13 protein-coding genes and 2 pseudogenes are annotated in these 14,145 nt (G+C 58.2%); 7 read left to right on the top strand and 8 right to left on the bottom strand.

Annotation, left to right across the window (positions count from 1 at the left end; translation table 11 throughout):
- Window positions 1–170 precede the first annotated feature (170 nt).
- Entirely contained in the window at window positions 171–1,340 is a 1,170-nt protein-coding gene (locus GNZ12_RS34945; RefSeq protein ID WP_172316527.1) for a porin, read from the bottom strand.
- A 77-nt stretch (window positions 1,341–1,417) separates the two neighbouring features.
- Here GNZ12_RS34945 and GNZ12_RS34940 point away from each other — a divergent pair, with 77 nt between their 5' ends.
- Together GNZ12_RS34940 and GNZ12_RS34935 are read left to right on the top strand one after the other, a co-directional pair.
- A complete protein-coding gene (locus GNZ12_RS34940) occupies window positions 1,418–1,750 on the top strand; it encodes a hypothetical protein (RefSeq protein ID WP_172316526.1) in 333 nt (110 codons plus the stop codon).
- A gap of 110 nt (window positions 1,751–1,860) precedes the next feature.
- Window positions 1,861–2,181, top strand: a complete 321-nt coding sequence (locus tag GNZ12_RS34935; protein ID WP_172316525.1) for a DUF4148 domain-containing protein — start codon at window positions 1,861–1,863, stop codon at window positions 2,179–2,181.
- A 659-nt stretch (window positions 2,182–2,840) separates the two neighbouring features.
- On the opposite strand, the gene GNZ12_RS34930 is transcribed toward GNZ12_RS34935, so the two are convergent.
- A complete protein-coding gene (locus GNZ12_RS34930; protein ID WP_172316524.1) occupies window positions 2,841–3,350 on the bottom strand; it encodes a DUF1269 domain-containing protein in 510 nt (169 codons plus the stop codon).
- Between the two features lie 364 nt (window positions 3,351–3,714).
- Here GNZ12_RS34930 and GNZ12_RS34925 point away from each other — a divergent pair, with 364 nt between their 5' ends.
- The 3 genes from GNZ12_RS34925 to GNZ12_RS34915 all read left to right on the top strand — a co-directional run bounded on the left by GNZ12_RS34925 (window position 3,715) and on the right by GNZ12_RS34915 (window position 5,881).
- A complete protein-coding gene (locus GNZ12_RS34925) occupies window positions 3,715–4,254 on the top strand; it encodes a cytochrome b (RefSeq protein ID WP_172316523.1) in 540 nt (179 codons plus the stop codon).
- 852 nt (window positions 4,255–5,106) lie between these two features.
- A complete protein-coding gene (locus GNZ12_RS34920) occupies window positions 5,107–5,433 on the top strand; it encodes a DUF4148 domain-containing protein (protein ID WP_216673479.1) in 327 nt (108 codons plus the stop codon).
- A gap of 67 nt (window positions 5,434–5,500) precedes the next feature.
- The gene (locus GNZ12_RS34915) at window positions 5,501–5,881 is read left to right on the top strand and encodes a DUF4148 domain-containing protein (RefSeq protein WP_172316521.1); all 381 of its coding nucleotides are present in this window, start codon (window positions 5,501–5,503) and stop codon (window positions 5,879–5,881) included.
- Between the two features lie 202 nt (window positions 5,882–6,083).
- Here GNZ12_RS34915 and GNZ12_RS34910 read toward each other — a convergent pair.
- A pseudogene (locus GNZ12_RS34910) lies at window positions 6,084–6,329 on the bottom strand (IS3 family transposase); the annotation flags it as partial.
- A 1,031-nt stretch (window positions 6,330–7,360) separates the two neighbouring features.
- On the opposite strand from GNZ12_RS34910, the gene GNZ12_RS34905 reads away from it, so the two are divergent.
- Window positions 7,361–8,530: a porin gene (locus GNZ12_RS34905; RefSeq protein WP_172316520.1), complete on the top strand. Its 1,170-nt coding sequence runs from the start codon at window positions 7,361–7,363 to the stop codon at window positions 8,528–8,530.
- A 389-nt stretch (window positions 8,531–8,919) separates the two neighbouring features.
- Here GNZ12_RS34905 and GNZ12_RS34900 read toward each other — a convergent pair whose 3' ends face one another.
- The 5 genes from GNZ12_RS34900 to GNZ12_RS34880 all read right to left on the bottom strand — a co-directional run bounded on the left by GNZ12_RS34900 (window position 8,920) and on the right by GNZ12_RS34880 (window position 13,410).
- Window positions 8,920–9,279: a DUF4148 domain-containing protein gene (locus tag GNZ12_RS34900; RefSeq protein ID WP_172316620.1), complete on the bottom strand. Its 360-nt coding sequence runs from the start codon at window positions 9,277–9,279 to the stop codon at window positions 8,920–8,922.
- 360 nt (window positions 9,280–9,639) lie between these two features.
- Window positions 9,640–9,849: a hypothetical protein gene (locus GNZ12_RS34895; protein WP_171925975.1), complete on the bottom strand. Its 210-nt coding sequence runs from the start codon at window positions 9,847–9,849 to the stop codon at window positions 9,640–9,642.
- 145 nt (window positions 9,850–9,994) lie between these two features.
- A complete protein-coding gene (locus GNZ12_RS34890; protein ID WP_172316519.1) occupies window positions 9,995–10,321 on the bottom strand; it encodes a DUF3331 domain-containing protein in 327 nt (108 codons plus the stop codon).
- A gap of 1,829 nt (window positions 10,322–12,150) precedes the next feature.
- On the bottom strand, window positions 12,151–12,654 hold the full coding sequence (locus tag GNZ12_RS34885) for a nuclear transport factor 2 family protein (protein ID WP_172316619.1): 504 nt from the start codon (window positions 12,652–12,654) through the stop codon (window positions 12,151–12,153).
- A 357-nt stretch (window positions 12,655–13,011) separates the two neighbouring features.
- Entirely contained in the window at window positions 13,012–13,410 is a 399-nt protein-coding gene (locus tag GNZ12_RS34880; RefSeq protein ID WP_235993972.1) for a hypothetical protein, read from the bottom strand.
- Window positions 13,411–13,819: 409 nt separating this feature from the next.
- Between GNZ12_RS34880 and GNZ12_RS34875 the strand changes: the two are divergent.
- Window positions 13,820–14,137, top strand: a pseudogene (locus GNZ12_RS34875) (metallophosphoesterase); the annotation flags it as partial.
- Between the last annotated feature and the right edge of the window lie 8 nt (window positions 14,138–14,145).

The raw sequence follows: 14,145 nt of genomic DNA, 5'->3' as shown, positions 1-14,145 counted from the left end.
CACGTCACGACTCCTTGAGTAAACGAGCGTCTGAGATTGGCTGCCGGGTTGACCCGGCAGCATGACGCTCTGCATCGGTGACCGTCGACCCGGCGGCCTTATTCCCCTTCGCTCACGCCCCCAACGCCACTCGGTAGCGCGACAGTTACGTCACGCGTCGACATGTGACGTCAGAACCGCGTACGGATTCCCAACCGACCCACCGCCTGATGCTGATTAGTCGACGGCGATACGCCGTTCACGTCCGCGACGGCGGGTGCCCCCGTCGAATCCCGGCCGTTGACCGTCTGATAGACGACCGCTGCATAAACGTCGGTGCGCGGCGACAACGTGTAATTCGCACCGATGGCGAACTGGTTGTTGTTCACGCCGCCGACCTTGCCCGTCACTTCGCTGCCGCGCGTGTAGTTATAAGAAATGCCCGCAAGAAAAGCGGGCGTCACGTGATACTGGAAGCTCGCTTCGGCATCGTTGAAAACCGCCGTGCTACGCTCCAGAGCCCCAATATCGCCGAACCGGATGTTCGAATAGGTTGCGCCGAACGCAGCAGGTCCGAGCGCATAGGAACCGCCCCAGCCGATAACCTGATACGACTGCGCCGTAGCGTAGCCGCTAAACACTGGCGTGCCCGTCAGTCCATTGGATGTTGACGTATCGGACGGGTTGCTGCCGAACAGCGAAGCCGCCGGGTTCTTCACGTTCAGGTAAGCCACGCCCATGGCAAGCGGCCCCTGCTTGTAGCCCGCCCCGAGCGAATAGACCTGGTCAGTCGTGAACGATCCCGCCACGCCTCCCAGGCTGTATACGCCGCCGAACGTTAACCCTGCGTAGTCGATGCTCCTGAACTTGATCGCGTTGTTGGTTCGACGGCTGTTATTGAAGTTATCCAGATCGCCTGGGTGAGCCGAGTGCGCTGTACCAACATTCGAATCGCCGAATTCGAAGTTGCCCAGATAGTCCACCACGCTGTCGTACTGACGGCCGAGCGTGAGCGTACCGAAACGGCTGCTGCTCAAACCGACGAAAGCCTGACGGCCGAACTCGGCACCGCCTTGCCCGAGCTTGCCGGTATTGAGGTCGAAACCATTCTCCAGCGTAAATATCGCGGCAAGGCCACCGCCCAGATCCTCGGTGCCTCGCAAACCCCATCGTGTGCCGTTCAGTCCGTTGATGGCATCGAGCGCGTATTTGGTGCCGCCGCCGGTCTTGCCAGCCACCGGTACATTGCTGACGGCCTCGAATCCTTCATCGATCAGACCGTACAACGTCACGCTGCTTTGCGCATGGACGACACCTGCCAGCGGGCACAAAGTTGCCAATGCCAAAAGTTGCTTCTTCATTAAGTGATCCCCAGATTGCCTGCAATTAACCCGCAAGAAATTAGCGCATCCGCACCACGGATGTCCGTGTTCCAACCATGCGCGACCTGCTCGACGTCGCCCGACGTCCTGGTCGTTCGCGCGTGGCTCCATCCGACTGGACGACGAGGCCGAATGACAGCGTTTACCAGGTCGGCCGCACGTTTATTCCAAACTTGTTCGAAATTATTTCGGGCGTTCCAAAGGGCGCCCGTATTCTTTTTTTCAGGCCCGGGAATATTCGGCGATCAAACGCCGTCTACTCAATGTACATCGCACGATACTCGCGAAACACTCAGGAGTCTGAAATGAATAAACATCTTGTGATCGCCATTTCTCTGGATGCCCTCACATCATCGAGCGCGTTTATTGATGACAGCGCGACTCATTGAACTTGCGTCCTGCTAGCTCGAGCCAATGCTGACGCTTTATCACTTATCTGATTCTCGGTTCGCCTTGTCTGCCCTGCGAACAAGCACATTGAAACACCAGGAGTATCGCCATGAAATCAGTCTCACAAATTCGGTTATTCGACCAGTCGTTGCGCAACCTGGCCGTCGCCGGCGCGATTCTGCTGTCGACTTCGGCTGGCGTGTTTGCGCAAACCATGCCTGACCCGGCGACGCATCGAGTCACGCGCGCAGAGGTCATGCATGAACTCTACGAACTGGAGGCGGCAGGGTACAACCCGTCCCAGGGCGATGACGGTTCATATCCCGCCGATCTTCAGGCTGCGCAAGAAAAGGTTAACGCCAAACATCAGGCGGAACGAAACGCGATGATGAACGCTGGCCAGAATGGGCAGGCGAAGCCGGCGCCTTGAGGTGCGGACGGTCGTCAGTATTCCGTGTACATCGTTACTCGCGTACGCGACGTGATGCACGGTAGTCAGGTGTTGCTGCGGGCGATGGTTGTGCAACATAAAACGCAGCGTCCGGTGCAATTCTAGTTGACCGAACCGACCTGATCAGCGGCATTTTCACGGATTGAGAAGGCTCACTTGGAACCGCACGAGTATCTTTTTCCCCAGCCGCCTGCACGTTCGAGTCGCTGCAACGGGCCGCACGGGCCGAAGCCGAACTTCAGACCACCAACCGGCTCATCAATGAACCGAAAAAGACGCCGGCAGGACGCGCTGCAGCGAAACAGAAGCCGCGTTGACAACGCTCAATTGTGCCGCCCTCGTGCCGCATGCTTCGAGGTTCGCCTCTGAGTGCCTTATCTGGCAAATGGCCGATACCTGTGTGGGCACGAGCGCCGCAAAACCTGCATGGCTGGTCGCCTGGTATATCCGCGACGAGACCCACCAGTAAGGATCGGAAGAACTGGTCAACTATCTGCATGGCCTGCCCTGCACAACCTGCTGGGGCGCGGGCACTACCGCGCCGCCCCTCACGACGACGAGCTTTCTGTCGTTCATATTGGTCCGCACATCATGGCGGACCGCGTCATTGCGATGGAACCAGATGGCATTACGCAGCGTCACGGAAACGCCGGAATCGTCGGGTCCGTTCCCTGGATGTCGGCCTCGGCGTGACGCAGCTTGATCACCTCCTCGATTTCTTCGACGCGATCTTTCGCGACGTCGACCATCATCAGCAGTTCGCCTTTTTCTATAGCCTGTTCAAAGCGCTTGAGCCGCGTATTCGGTACATCGACGCCAATCATCGTCGCCGTCCATGCACCAAAGCCGGCGCCACAGAGCGTGATTGCCACGACTGCGCCGCCTGCAATTGTCAGGCCGGCCGGCGGGAACGCCAGTGCGACCAGCCCGACCAGCGTCCCCGTGAGGCCGCCCATCGCCGCCCCTCTCGCGAGGGCGGGCAACAGATCGCTGCGTTGCGCCAGGGTTGCTTCTGGCAAATCCTCGAGCGGCACATTGTGATTGGCGATCACGTGGACATGTCGCCACTCGACCCGCAATAACAGAAGTTCGTTGATGATCATCTGTGCACTATGCACATTCGGTAATAGAAAATAGATACGTCTCATGTCCTTCTCCCGAACGGTGGTTCACCAGTCCCGAAGCATCGGGAGGGTGTCCTTTCCATACCGCAACTCGAGTGAGGTTATTCCCGAAGGACTGGCGTGTTGGCAACCGACCCGGAATAGATCGCGCGTACTTGCGGTTGTGCTCCGGTCAGCATAATCGCAAGATTTACCTGTTCGCGGGTGTGTACTCGTGCGGGGAGCGCACCGCTGCATTCAGAGGTGGCTCAGCCACTTTGACGCGAGCGACGGGAATAAATCCGGCTTTGAGATGGTTCTTCAGTTTGCGGCCACGCAGTTTGCATTGCCGATTGATCTGGCAAGCGAGGTTCCGCCCGTCACATTATTTTGAAAAGTGAGATCTCTCATGTCCCGCGCCAACAATGACACTTACACACGCTTTGCCATCATCATGCACTGGTCCATTGCGCTCTTGATCCTGTTGAACCTGTCGATCGGACTCTATATGGATACATTCCCGCATAACTCACCTCGCTTCAACGGCATCTTGTTCTATCACGCATCGATCGGCAGCCTGATCTTCATGCTGATGGCACCACGCCTCCTGTGGCGCCTTATGCGTACACCGCCGGCACTCCCGCCCAGCATTCCGAGGTGGCAAGCGTATTCTGCGAGCGTGTTGCACGGAACGCTGTACGTACTGCTGTTCCTGGTGCCGCTTGCCGGTTACGTGCACCGACTGGCGGGCGCACATCCGGTAAGTTTTTTTGGTTTGGCGGATATGCCGGTCTTCATCGGCCGGGACGAACCTTTGCGTTTGCTGACTGACACGCTGCACCGCGGGTTGGTGCTAACGCTTGCGCTCTTGATGATTGCTCATATCGCCGCCGCGTTGAAACACAAGTTCATCGACCGCGACGGCGTTGCTGGACGCATGGGAATTTGATCTACAGGAACTCGGCGGGAGGCGCCCCCTGCCGGCAACCTTCGAGATTTTCGTCAACGTAGGCAATGGCGGGTCATCGAATTCACAGTGACTGACAAATCGCTTGTGATCGCCGTCACCGCTGCACGGAAGTTGATTCGTTGGCTCATGGTTATTGATCGAGTTCCTCGCGGGAGGGATTTATCGTGAGGGTTGGATAGGCACGTTCCACGGCAGCAGCGAGGCGTTGTCGTCAGCGTTTGCTGAAAAACGGTAGCTCCATCCCGGATCACGGATGAGCCTGGTTCCTCAACCGCCTTGAGGGTCACCGGCGAGATTCCGCTGCGACCAGCCTGGAACCTTCCTGGCCTTCCTCCCATCGTGGCCCATCGGCGGGTCCTCCAGGTTTCCTGGCGTCTGACAGAAATACCGGAGAGTCGGCCTGTTTATTCCAACGATGTGCCGCGCAGCGATGATGAATGTGAGGCCGGGGATGGAATGACCTGATGCCGTTGATCTGCACCAGCAACATGCCAGGCGACGCGGTCGCGAATGCATCATATTTTTCCTGCACCCTTGGTAACTTTGGGAATAAGCGGCGCCCGCTCCCGGTATACCGTAGTGTGAACACGCCTGATGAAGACTGCAGCGTTCCATCCTCTCACATTGAAGCGAGCAGAGAAAAGGGGAACGCGGTGTCCAACGTTCTGGATAGCAGCGAACGGTGGCTTTGCGTCGCGCCTGTCTCCGACAGTAAGGCCTCTACGACGCATGTGGTCCGACGGAACCCGGTTGAGTTTTTCGCTCGCGTCATGATGCCGAAGCAGCAACTTCCCGCCATTTATATTGGAGTCCAAAGTGAATAAGCGGACCATGATTTTCTCCCCGATCTTCGCCGCCGCAGCGGGCATTGCGATCAACGCGCAGGCTCAAGAAAAGACCCGGGCACAGGTGCGGCAGGAGTTGATTGAAGCCGAACGCAACGGTCTGAATTTCGTGAGTGACACGTCGTACCCCGACGTTGCGCCGATCTTTGAACAGCAGGTCGCGCGGCTCAAGCAGCAAAACAGCGACAGTGGGATGGGTGTTGCAACGACAGGCACAAGCGATGCCGGCCACATCAAACGGGAGACGCCTCCTTCAGATCCGTCAGCCTGCGTTGGACCTGTCAGCTTCTGCACTATTTATTCCGGCTCTTGAGCCACACGTCAACGTGCTTCACTAGTTCCCCGGCAAACCGGGTCCCTTGTTGGAAGGAGTCAAGATCATGAAAAAGCTCGCCCTGTTGGCACTGACGCTCAGTGCGGTCGTCAGCTCCACATCGACTTTTGCGCAGTCCGCGTCCGTCCCGCTCACCAGAGCGCAAGTACGCGCCGACCTCATCAGGCTCGAACAGGCCGGATACAATCCGTCGGCCAACGATGACGCGACCTATCCTACCGATATCCAGGCTGCGGAGGCGAATGTGGCCGCCCAGGACGCTGAACAGCAAGCCGCCATGCCCCAGCAGCAAAAAAGCGACAGTGGCATGGGCGCCGAAATGAAAGGCACGAGCGATGCCGGCCACATCAAACAAAAGACGGCTCCCTCAGTTCCGTCGACCTGCGTCGGACCTGTCAGCTTCTGCGATATTTTTTTCGGCTCTTGAGCCACGCGCCACCGCGCTACGCTAGAAGTGGTTTCATAAACGCCCCGTGTTAACTTCTCGTGTGCCGTGTTAGCTTGCCTGGCATGGCATGGCATGGCACGACGAGAAAAACTTGCAGAAGAGCAAGGGTACAAAGCTCGTGGATTTTGAGGTTCCCTCTGTTTTTCGTGTTCCGGGAGGCGAGCATCATGCTCGCCAGATTTTGCTGATTCTGTGTGACGATCCAGTCGTTCATGAACTGGGTCGGCGACACGTTCCCGAGCGTGGAATGACGACGTTTGCGGTTGTAAAACACTTCGATGTATTCGAACAGATCGACCATTGCTTCGGCCCGTGTGGCGTAGCGCGTGGCGTAGACCCGTTCGTTCTTCATGCTGTTGAAATAGCTTTCAGTCGGGGCGTTGTCCCAGCAATTTCCCTTACGACTCATCGAACATGTCATGCCGTATCGGCCAACAATTTGTGGCACTTCACGTCGCAGGAAAAGGAAACATGGGTCAACGTGAGTCCTGCGATCTAGCTTGCACACACAGCGTCTCAGCGACCGAGCGTTGATTGTTGTACCAATGATGTCGAGCGGATTAACCATCGGGAAACCAGCCATTGGCTCGAAATATTCGAGCTGCGCAGTCAACGCCCAGCATCCCTCCCCATCCTTAAATCCGAGGTCTTCAGGCCAGCTACGGATGGAGGGTGAGCCAGTGCGCGCACTCCCCTACGTGGGCCCAAAATCGGGCGCATACCCCTACGACACTTCAGAATGGCCTCGACAATTGGTATGTTTGGAACTGTTGCGTTTTTCGGGCTTCGGCGAACCGCCTTTCTACCACGTGCCCGACTGTTCGCGTAACGCGACGCGGGGTGCGTCTGCAGTCGCCCTACGACGCACCCCGCGTCATCGATTTCCTTCATCGTTTTGATCTCCAGATGCAATCCGGCATCGCACATCCTCGTACCGCCGTCAAACTCGCACCGCCAGATTTGTGCGGAGTTCTGAAAGCCATCGACACCCCAATAAGGTGAAGGTTGAGATCACCGGGGATGTCAGGGTAGCAAGCGCTTAAGCGCTTCCTTGGCACGCCGCAAGGGCTCGCTTTCTTCAGACGGTTGCTGAGCGCCCAGGCAGCAATGCTTGGGCGGAATGCTATCTTCTGGGCATCGGCTGTGAGCAAACCGCCCGGTTCGGCGAACGCTGCAGACAAAAAACGCGGCTGAAGCCGCGTTAAGCGTAGGCATCGGCTGTCTACGGATACGGCAAACGGCAAGCATGCTTTCTGCTTTCGCGGGACGGAATTCGGCCGCATTCAGGGACATTTCGAAAAATCCTTTATGACCACAACTCTGTTTTTCATTAATTGAAAGGATAGTTAATTATCAGGTGTCGCATATCGGACACGATCTGTATTTCAACTTTTTACATTACTGTTTTGCGCGATTAGTCTCTCTGCATGAGGATTGACGTCCAACGCAGGAGATGAGATGAAACGCACCACCTTTTCGATGATTTCGCTGGCCGTGCTCACGTCCGCCGGCGCCGCGCAAGCGCAAAGCAGCGTGACCTTGTACGGCGCGATCGACACGTCGCTGACCTACGTGCACAACGCACAGGGCAACAAGAATCTCTGGGCTCTCGGTAACAGTAGTGCAGGCAATCTTTCGGGTACACGTTGGGGCCTCAAGGGAACGGAAGATCTTGGCGGCGGCCTGAAAGCCATCTTCCAGCTCGAAAACGGCTTCGATCCGAGCACCGGCAAACTGGGGCAAGGCGGCCGGCTATTCGGGCGGCAGGCCTACGTCGGTTTGACGAGCGATTCGCTGGGTTCCGTGACGCTCGGCCGCCAGTACGATCCGCTGATCGATCTTGTACAGGGCATCACCGAGGACAACTATTTCGGCAGCGCATTTGCGACCGCGGGCGACGTCGACAACTACGACAACAGCTTCCGCGTGAACAACGCGGTCAAGTACACGTCGCCGGTCTGGTCGGGTCTGCAGTTTGAAGCGATGTACTCGTTCGGCGGCATCGCGGGCAGCACCGGCTCGGAGCAATCGTATTCCGCGGCGGCCGCCTATAACAATGGCCCGATCGCCCTCGCCGCCGGCTACTTCTATGCAGCGAACAGCCCGGCGTCGGCGGGCCCACGCAGTCCGACAGCGGGTTGGAACAGCACGTCGGACGGTACGTTCGATGGCCCGATCAACAGTGGATACCAGACCGCGCACTCGCTCGGGATTGCCCGCGTCGCAGGTCAATATACGCTTGGGCAGTTCACGCTCGGGGCCGCCTACAGCAACTCGCAGTACCGCCGCGACAGCGCCTCGGTGTTCGATTCGAACGAGAAGTACAACACGGGTCAGGGATTCGTGAACTATCAAGCCACCAAGGCCCTTCTGGTCGGCTTGGGCTACAGCTATACAAAATCGAGCGGTGATACCTCCGCGACGTATCACCAGGTCTCGCTCGGCGCTGACTATTCCCTTTCGAAGCGCACCGATGTGTATGTGACCGCCGCCTATCAGCATGCGAGCGGCGAAACCGGCAATGGCACGGGCGGCACGATGGCGGCGCAAGCCTCGATCGGCTCGTACGGATACGCTGGCACCAGCACGCAGGAAATGGTCAATCTCGGCCTGCGTCACAAGTTCTAGAAGACCTGTTGCATGTGCCGGGCATGCAACGAAATGGGCCAGCGACGGAACTGTGGGATGCCGTCAATGCAACTGTGATTTCTCGATCAGGCGCTCGAGCGAGCGCTTCAACTGGCGTGAGGGCGCTGGGCGAAGTCATTCGCGACACCCTCGACTGCGGCATCGTGGGTTCGCGACCAGGCAGTGAGCAAAAAGCGCCCGGACCGTAAGGGCCTAGGCGAAGCCATCGGGAGCCCGACGGCGGAGGTATCTAAAACGGAACTGGCCTGCTGGGCGTTACCTCGATAGCGGGCCAGTTCTGGGAATGCGGGCGTGCAGAGGTGCTGCGCGCTCAGAGGACGATGCTCGGCGACCGGATGGGGCGCCAGCGGCTCGTCCCACCTGACTGTTCAATGAGTGCCGAAGTAAATCGGCTTCATGCCATCATGAGCTGCGGGGCGGGCGGATGCAGGGGCACCGGATGCCGACGAACCGCTGACCACTCCACCCATTCCGCTGGTGTCAGCTACGGGGACCTGTGCGGTCGCATTTTTCGCATTTTGTGTCGCCACGCGAGCCTCTGCGGCCTGGATGTCGGCCGGATAGTCGGTTTCGTCGGCATTAGCCGGGTTGTAGCCTGCCTTTTCGAGCTGGACAAGCTCGGCGCGCACTTGCGCACGCGTCACAGGTGCGTTCGATTGCTGGGCGAACGATACGACCGGTGCGGCAAAAGCCGAAGCGAGAACGACGGCGGGAATGAGTGCTTTCATCATGGCGACTCCAATTCACAGTTTACTTAGCATTCCAAAATACAACGCGGAAAATTTCCACTTTTGGAACGTCCCGTCGCACGAGTTGCGTGGATCTCCTTGATCCTTGTCAACTGTCCGGCGTGTACTGGTTAAACCACGACAAAGTCCGTTTTATTCCCGATTAGCAACTCGAGGCCGCTGAAATCGGGGGCCGCTCGTTTTCAGTGCAATAAACGACGGTGCGCAAAGCCCGTAAGGACGCGGGGGCCGGTATCGACGCACGCCCTCTCGCTGGGAAACAGCACTCGCGATCACCGCGACGATCGGCGCCCACGACCCGTGCGCGGTCGCCGATTGCGGCTCGAACCAATTTGTACTTCAATCCGCTGTCATGCGAAGACGACGGAGTAGTTCCGCCCCAGCTGGCGTTACCCGAAATCTGCCATCGTCGAAAGCCGTAGGCACAATTTCGACGAGCCTCGCTTCTTGAAGAGCGATCGCATCTGGATCACCAGGTGCGACCTGGTTGGGCGCATCGAGCAGTAGAAACAGAATGGCGATCTCATGGTGACTCAGCAGCGATTTCATCATCGACCTCAGGCATACACGAGTGCTGGACAGGGAGCGCATCGGCGCGACGAACAACTTGGGTTTCGAATGACTTACATGTTGCGGCGAATCCGACGTGGCTCCCGTCAGAACGCTGTTCATCGGCTTTACGGAGCCCGTCTAACTACGTTATTGAAGTTTGGTTTGACATTGGCGGGCCGCGATCGATACTGATGTGTTCAGGCGCTTCGCTTTGCGGAATCATGTCACCGGCATTAAATGGCGGTGGACGTGTGTTTGGCTTGAATACGGAGTCGCCTTTGCGTATCGCTGTCGCGCTAAATGCACACGGGCCGGCGGTGCTTGCTATCCCGAGCCGCCGGACGTGCTCGCTATAGTGGCCCCGGCGTGCACCGCTCCAGCTGACCACCAGAAGGTCGGCTTTGGGTCGTTCAAACAAAACAGTACGATGCCCTGCCGCACAGGATTGGATGCCTACTGGTTTAGACATGGTAATTTCCAATGATTGCCCCGACGCCGAGTTATATAAGGTGAATCAATCCGTTACCGCCTGCGCCGCTTCGCCGACCGTACTTCGTAGCGGTGCCCGAATGACGAGTAGGAGAGCGACTAGGTGTGTCATCCACATCATGACCTGGAGGTCATTGATGTAACCGCTTTGGGTGGCGTGCGCATTGATCTGGTTGCCGAGTGCTGCGAGCGAGAAGGAAGATTCGTTCTCGCCCCGGACGGATTCTGAGGGAACGGATTGAAGCGCCGGATATGCTCTGCCCGAGACGACCGAACGGTCGGAGGACTGGGCTCTCTTTGCGGGTGGACCTGCTCTCGAGCATCGCGATGCTCTCCTGTCTCCAACCTCGCGCCGGATCGGCGCATTTCGTTCATGCACCGCGAATTTGCAGGCGGACCGTCTGCTCGATCGCTGGCATGCTCTCCTAGCCTATACCGAAGTCGCTCGAAATTTATTCCAGCTTCGAACTAAAGAAAATGGATGCGAATAACGCCGCTCTGGCGATGGTCCTACGGTTAGATCTACCGTGAGTTGAAGTACCCAGTGATTCTTACCGCGATCGCAGTGCCACCAGACAAAACATCGAGGGACGCATGACGAACGACGACCGAACCTGCGGCACTGCGGTGGCAGGACCGCAAGCCGAAGCGCTTGAAGAACACGGCTCACGCCTACACACCGCCATCACCTGCACGGCACGGGACGACGCGGGTATGCTCGCCACCGAACGTTGGCGTACCGAGCTTTCTGATGATCGGCACCGCAGCTCCACGTCATTAAGAGAAGCACGATGGCCTGTCAAGATATCCTTCGCTGCGCTTGCGTGGGCTGCTGGTGTCGCCCTTCTCGCGGCTGCAATTTTTGTGCCCTGCACGCCGCTGCAAGTGGTAACGCATCGCGTTTCGACGAACGAAGCGAGCGCGCCGGCCGCACGCCGGCGTAACCACGGTAGGCACGGCCCCCTCGTTGTAAAAGACCGGCTCTGCCCTGCTGCGACGGGTGCAGGGCGGCACCGCCAGAGATTTCCTGGGTGCTCAGGAAAGCGGTGGTTTCCGTTTTTATTTGATGCTCCTTTTACCCGTATGGGGCTCCTCTACGCTGCAAGCCGACGACCCGTCAATGCCGGCCGTGCAATCGCAGGCGGGAATACACACCAGCAGCCGTCATCGTGCCGAAAGAAGAAAATCGCATGCGAACCGCTTGGGGCCAAGGCCTCAACGCGCACATAGCGTCTCCTCTCGCAACCGGTACGGCCGAATTGAATTACGCGGAGCCGCGTCGTCGGAGTCGGCGCAAGCCATTTTTCTACCAGGAACCGCAGGGACTTCTCGGCGATGTTCATGTTCGCCTCCTTCCATTTCTGCCGCAGCTCACGACGATCAGCTGTCGGTAGCGGAACCCTGCGACCTGTCGATCGTGCTGCGTACACTGAGCTAACCACGCCAGCGTCCGATTTATTCCCGAGCCTCGAACGTGGCGGCATGCCGCGATTTCGAGCGCGCCTGTGCAACTTGCCCGAATTTTTGCGAGTTTTCTTGATCAGAGTCGAACCGGTCCGGATGCGGCTTCCTGTTGGACGGACGGTCAAATGGCGGGAATAAAGGTGCGTCGTTTCAAGTGCAACAGTGAGCTCAAGGGGAACCGAAGTGCAATCAATCGAGTCAATGCGACCAGTTCGTTGATTGGTGTGGCTTTCGGCCACCGAGGGGGTGCATCTTTAAGCGGTGTTCGGCAGCCTCGACTAAACCGCGGCGCGCTGTCTGGCCCGAGGAGAGACCCGCGGCAGACAGCGTGTTTCGCCGGATCGACTAGAACATCGTGTTGTCGTTGGCCGACTGCTCGGGCACGGGTTGAATCACATCCCAGTGCTCGGCGATCTTGCCGTGCTCGACGCGGAAGATATCCACGATGGCGTTGCCGCGGTCTTGCGGGTTGCTGGTCGAGTGAACATGCAGAAAGACGAGATCGCCGTCGGTCGCACTGCGCACGATGGTCGAACGGGCATCGGGGGCATGCTTGAAGTATTCGGTAAAGAAGCTGATGAACGGCGCGGACCCGGTGGGCACATGCGGATTGTGCTGAATGTAATTCGGTGCGAGCACGGTGCTAGCAGTCCCGAGATCGTGCCGGTTGAACACCGCATCGTAGAAGTTCACGACTAGCGCGCGGTTGCGCTCTTCCTGGGCAATATCGCGAGCGGCCGGATGAACCGGCGCGACGCTATCTTCGGCGCGGGCCACATGGCTCGCGATCAGCACAAAGAAAGCCGCGGCGGCTGCCGCGCGCTGGAGCAAGGAGGTTCTGTTTGGCATGACGATCCCTTTCTTTTCGTTAAAAGCCGGCGGCTGCAAGGACTTTAGCATCCGCAGGTGGCGGCGACGAGACGGATCTTGCCGGCGCATCGGTGCTCCCGCGCCGAATGGCTTGCTGCATTGCAAGCGCGTCGCCATGCCATCTGCGCCGGCCCTGGAACCTGGGCCATGGCGCGAAAGCCTGCAACACCGACGCGCTTGCAGCATAAAGCAAGTCCCCAAGAGACCCAATTCAAAAAGACTGCTCCGTGCGTCTGAAGATGTTCCAGCAGACGAGCGAGCAACCCATGCAGCCATGGTGACCACCAACAGCATCAGCTGCACACGGCCGAAGAACGGTGAATCGATCCAGAACGACTACAGCAACTCCGAGTAACCCTTGTTCAGACCGAACTCGGCAAAGGCGACCCGCGTATTCACGAGATGGTTGGCTAGCAGCGGCGGTATGCACAAAGCCAGAACGAGTTGCGCCATTTCACCTCGAGTCCAGTGCAATGAGCGTCGTTCGCACAGAGCCCACAGACCAAAGAAGAAATGCGTCACCAGCGCGCTGTACAGCACGGCCGTTCCAAGCCATCCCTGCCAGATGAATTTCTGCACAAGCAGATCACGCTCCATCCATGCGAGCGAGATATTCCCCAGCGAGTGATTCAGGAGGTACGTGCCCGCGTAGGTGAACACCACCAGTCCCGTGGTCATCCGGACCGATCGCACATCCGCCGGCCGCAACCATTGAGGATAGGGAATGTGTGACAACTTCTCCTCTCCAGGCGTCTCGATGCGCACATTCTTAACTACCTTGCTACATCGTGTCGATTCGGAGTCCGTTCGATACGTAGAGGGCGAGTTCCTGCACTGATGGTGTCCATCGTTCACGCCGTCAGGCCGCCCCACGCTGCTACGCCGCGAATAACCCCATTTTTCAGATCAGTTCCTCTTCTATTGTGGCCTCGTCAGCTTTCTGCATTGGCGGCTTGTAGCCAATCGACACCCGGCTACGGTCTCCCGACACCGGGAAGCCCGCAGACATTCGCGACTTCGCAAGCCTGGCGAGCTCAGGCAGTGGGAATAAATCTCCAATCGGGCAGGTACTCCCTGCTGAAGGCGCCGGTTTCTTCCTGGTCGATCCGGCCGCTCAGCTTGCTGATTCGCTTGCGAGGATCTCATGTCGTCGCAGAACCCATCCAATCCGTCACGTCGCAGCGTCTTAAGGTGCATGGCCGATGGCGGACCCGGAACGCTGTTCACGCTTTCCGGCGGCGTGCTCACGCCCATCGACCTGGCCATAGCGCAGGAAAAGAAGGGACAGTCCGTGGACATAGGCAAACCGTTGTTCCTGCAGATCAACGACACACACATTGGGTTCAACAATGAAGCCAACCCTGATGTGTCGGGAGCACTCAAGCAGACCATCGATCTCGTGAAGAGCATGCCCACGAAGCCTGCTCTGGCCATTCATACAGGCGATATCACCCGCCTCTCTCACGATTC

The sequence above is a fragment of the Paraburkholderia solitsugae genome, assembly GCF_013177695.1.
Taxonomy (GTDB): Bacteria; Pseudomonadota; Gammaproteobacteria; order Burkholderiales; family Burkholderiaceae; genus Paraburkholderia; species Paraburkholderia solitsugae.
This window is presented reverse-complemented; position numbering and strand designations above follow the sequence as displayed.

Coding starts and splice junctions, on each gene's coding strand:
- GNZ12_RS34945 (WP_172316527.1), bottom strand. CDS start 1,340: ATGAAGAAGCAACTTTTGGCATTGGCAACTTTGTGCCCGCTGGCAGGT.
- GNZ12_RS34940 (WP_172316526.1), top strand. CDS start 1,418: ATGCGCGACCTGCTCGACGTCGCCCGACGTCCTGGTCGTTCGCGCGTG.
- GNZ12_RS34935 (WP_172316525.1), top strand. CDS start 1,861: ATGAAATCAGTCTCACAAATTCGGTTATTCGACCAGTCGTTGCGCAAC.
- GNZ12_RS34930 (WP_172316524.1), bottom strand. CDS start 3,350: ATGAGACGTATCTATTTTCTATTACCGAATGTGCATAGTGCACAGATG.
- GNZ12_RS34925 (WP_172316523.1), top strand. CDS start 3,715: ATGTCCCGCGCCAACAATGACACTTACACACGCTTTGCCATCATCATG.
- GNZ12_RS34920 (WP_216673479.1), top strand. CDS start 5,107: ATGATTTTCTCCCCGATCTTCGCCGCCGCAGCGGGCATTGCGATCAAC.
- GNZ12_RS34915 (WP_172316521.1), top strand. CDS start 5,501: ATGAAAAAGCTCGCCCTGTTGGCACTGACGCTCAGTGCGGTCGTCAGC.
- GNZ12_RS34905 (WP_172316520.1), top strand. CDS start 7,361: ATGAAACGCACCACCTTTTCGATGATTTCGCTGGCCGTGCTCACGTCC.
- GNZ12_RS34900 (WP_172316620.1), bottom strand. CDS start 9,279: ATGAAAGCACTCATTCCCGCCGTCGTTCTCGCTTCGGCTTTTGCCGCA.
- GNZ12_RS34895 (WP_171925975.1), bottom strand. CDS start 9,849: ATGAAATCGCTGCTGAGTCACCATGAGATCGCCATTCTGTTTCTACTG.
- GNZ12_RS34890 (WP_172316519.1), bottom strand. CDS start 10,321: ATGTCTAAACCAGTAGGCATCCAATCCTGTGCGGCAGGGCATCGTACT.
- GNZ12_RS34885 (WP_172316619.1), bottom strand. CDS start 12,654: ATGCCAAACAGAACCTCCTTGCTCCAGCGCGCGGCAGCCGCCGCGGCT.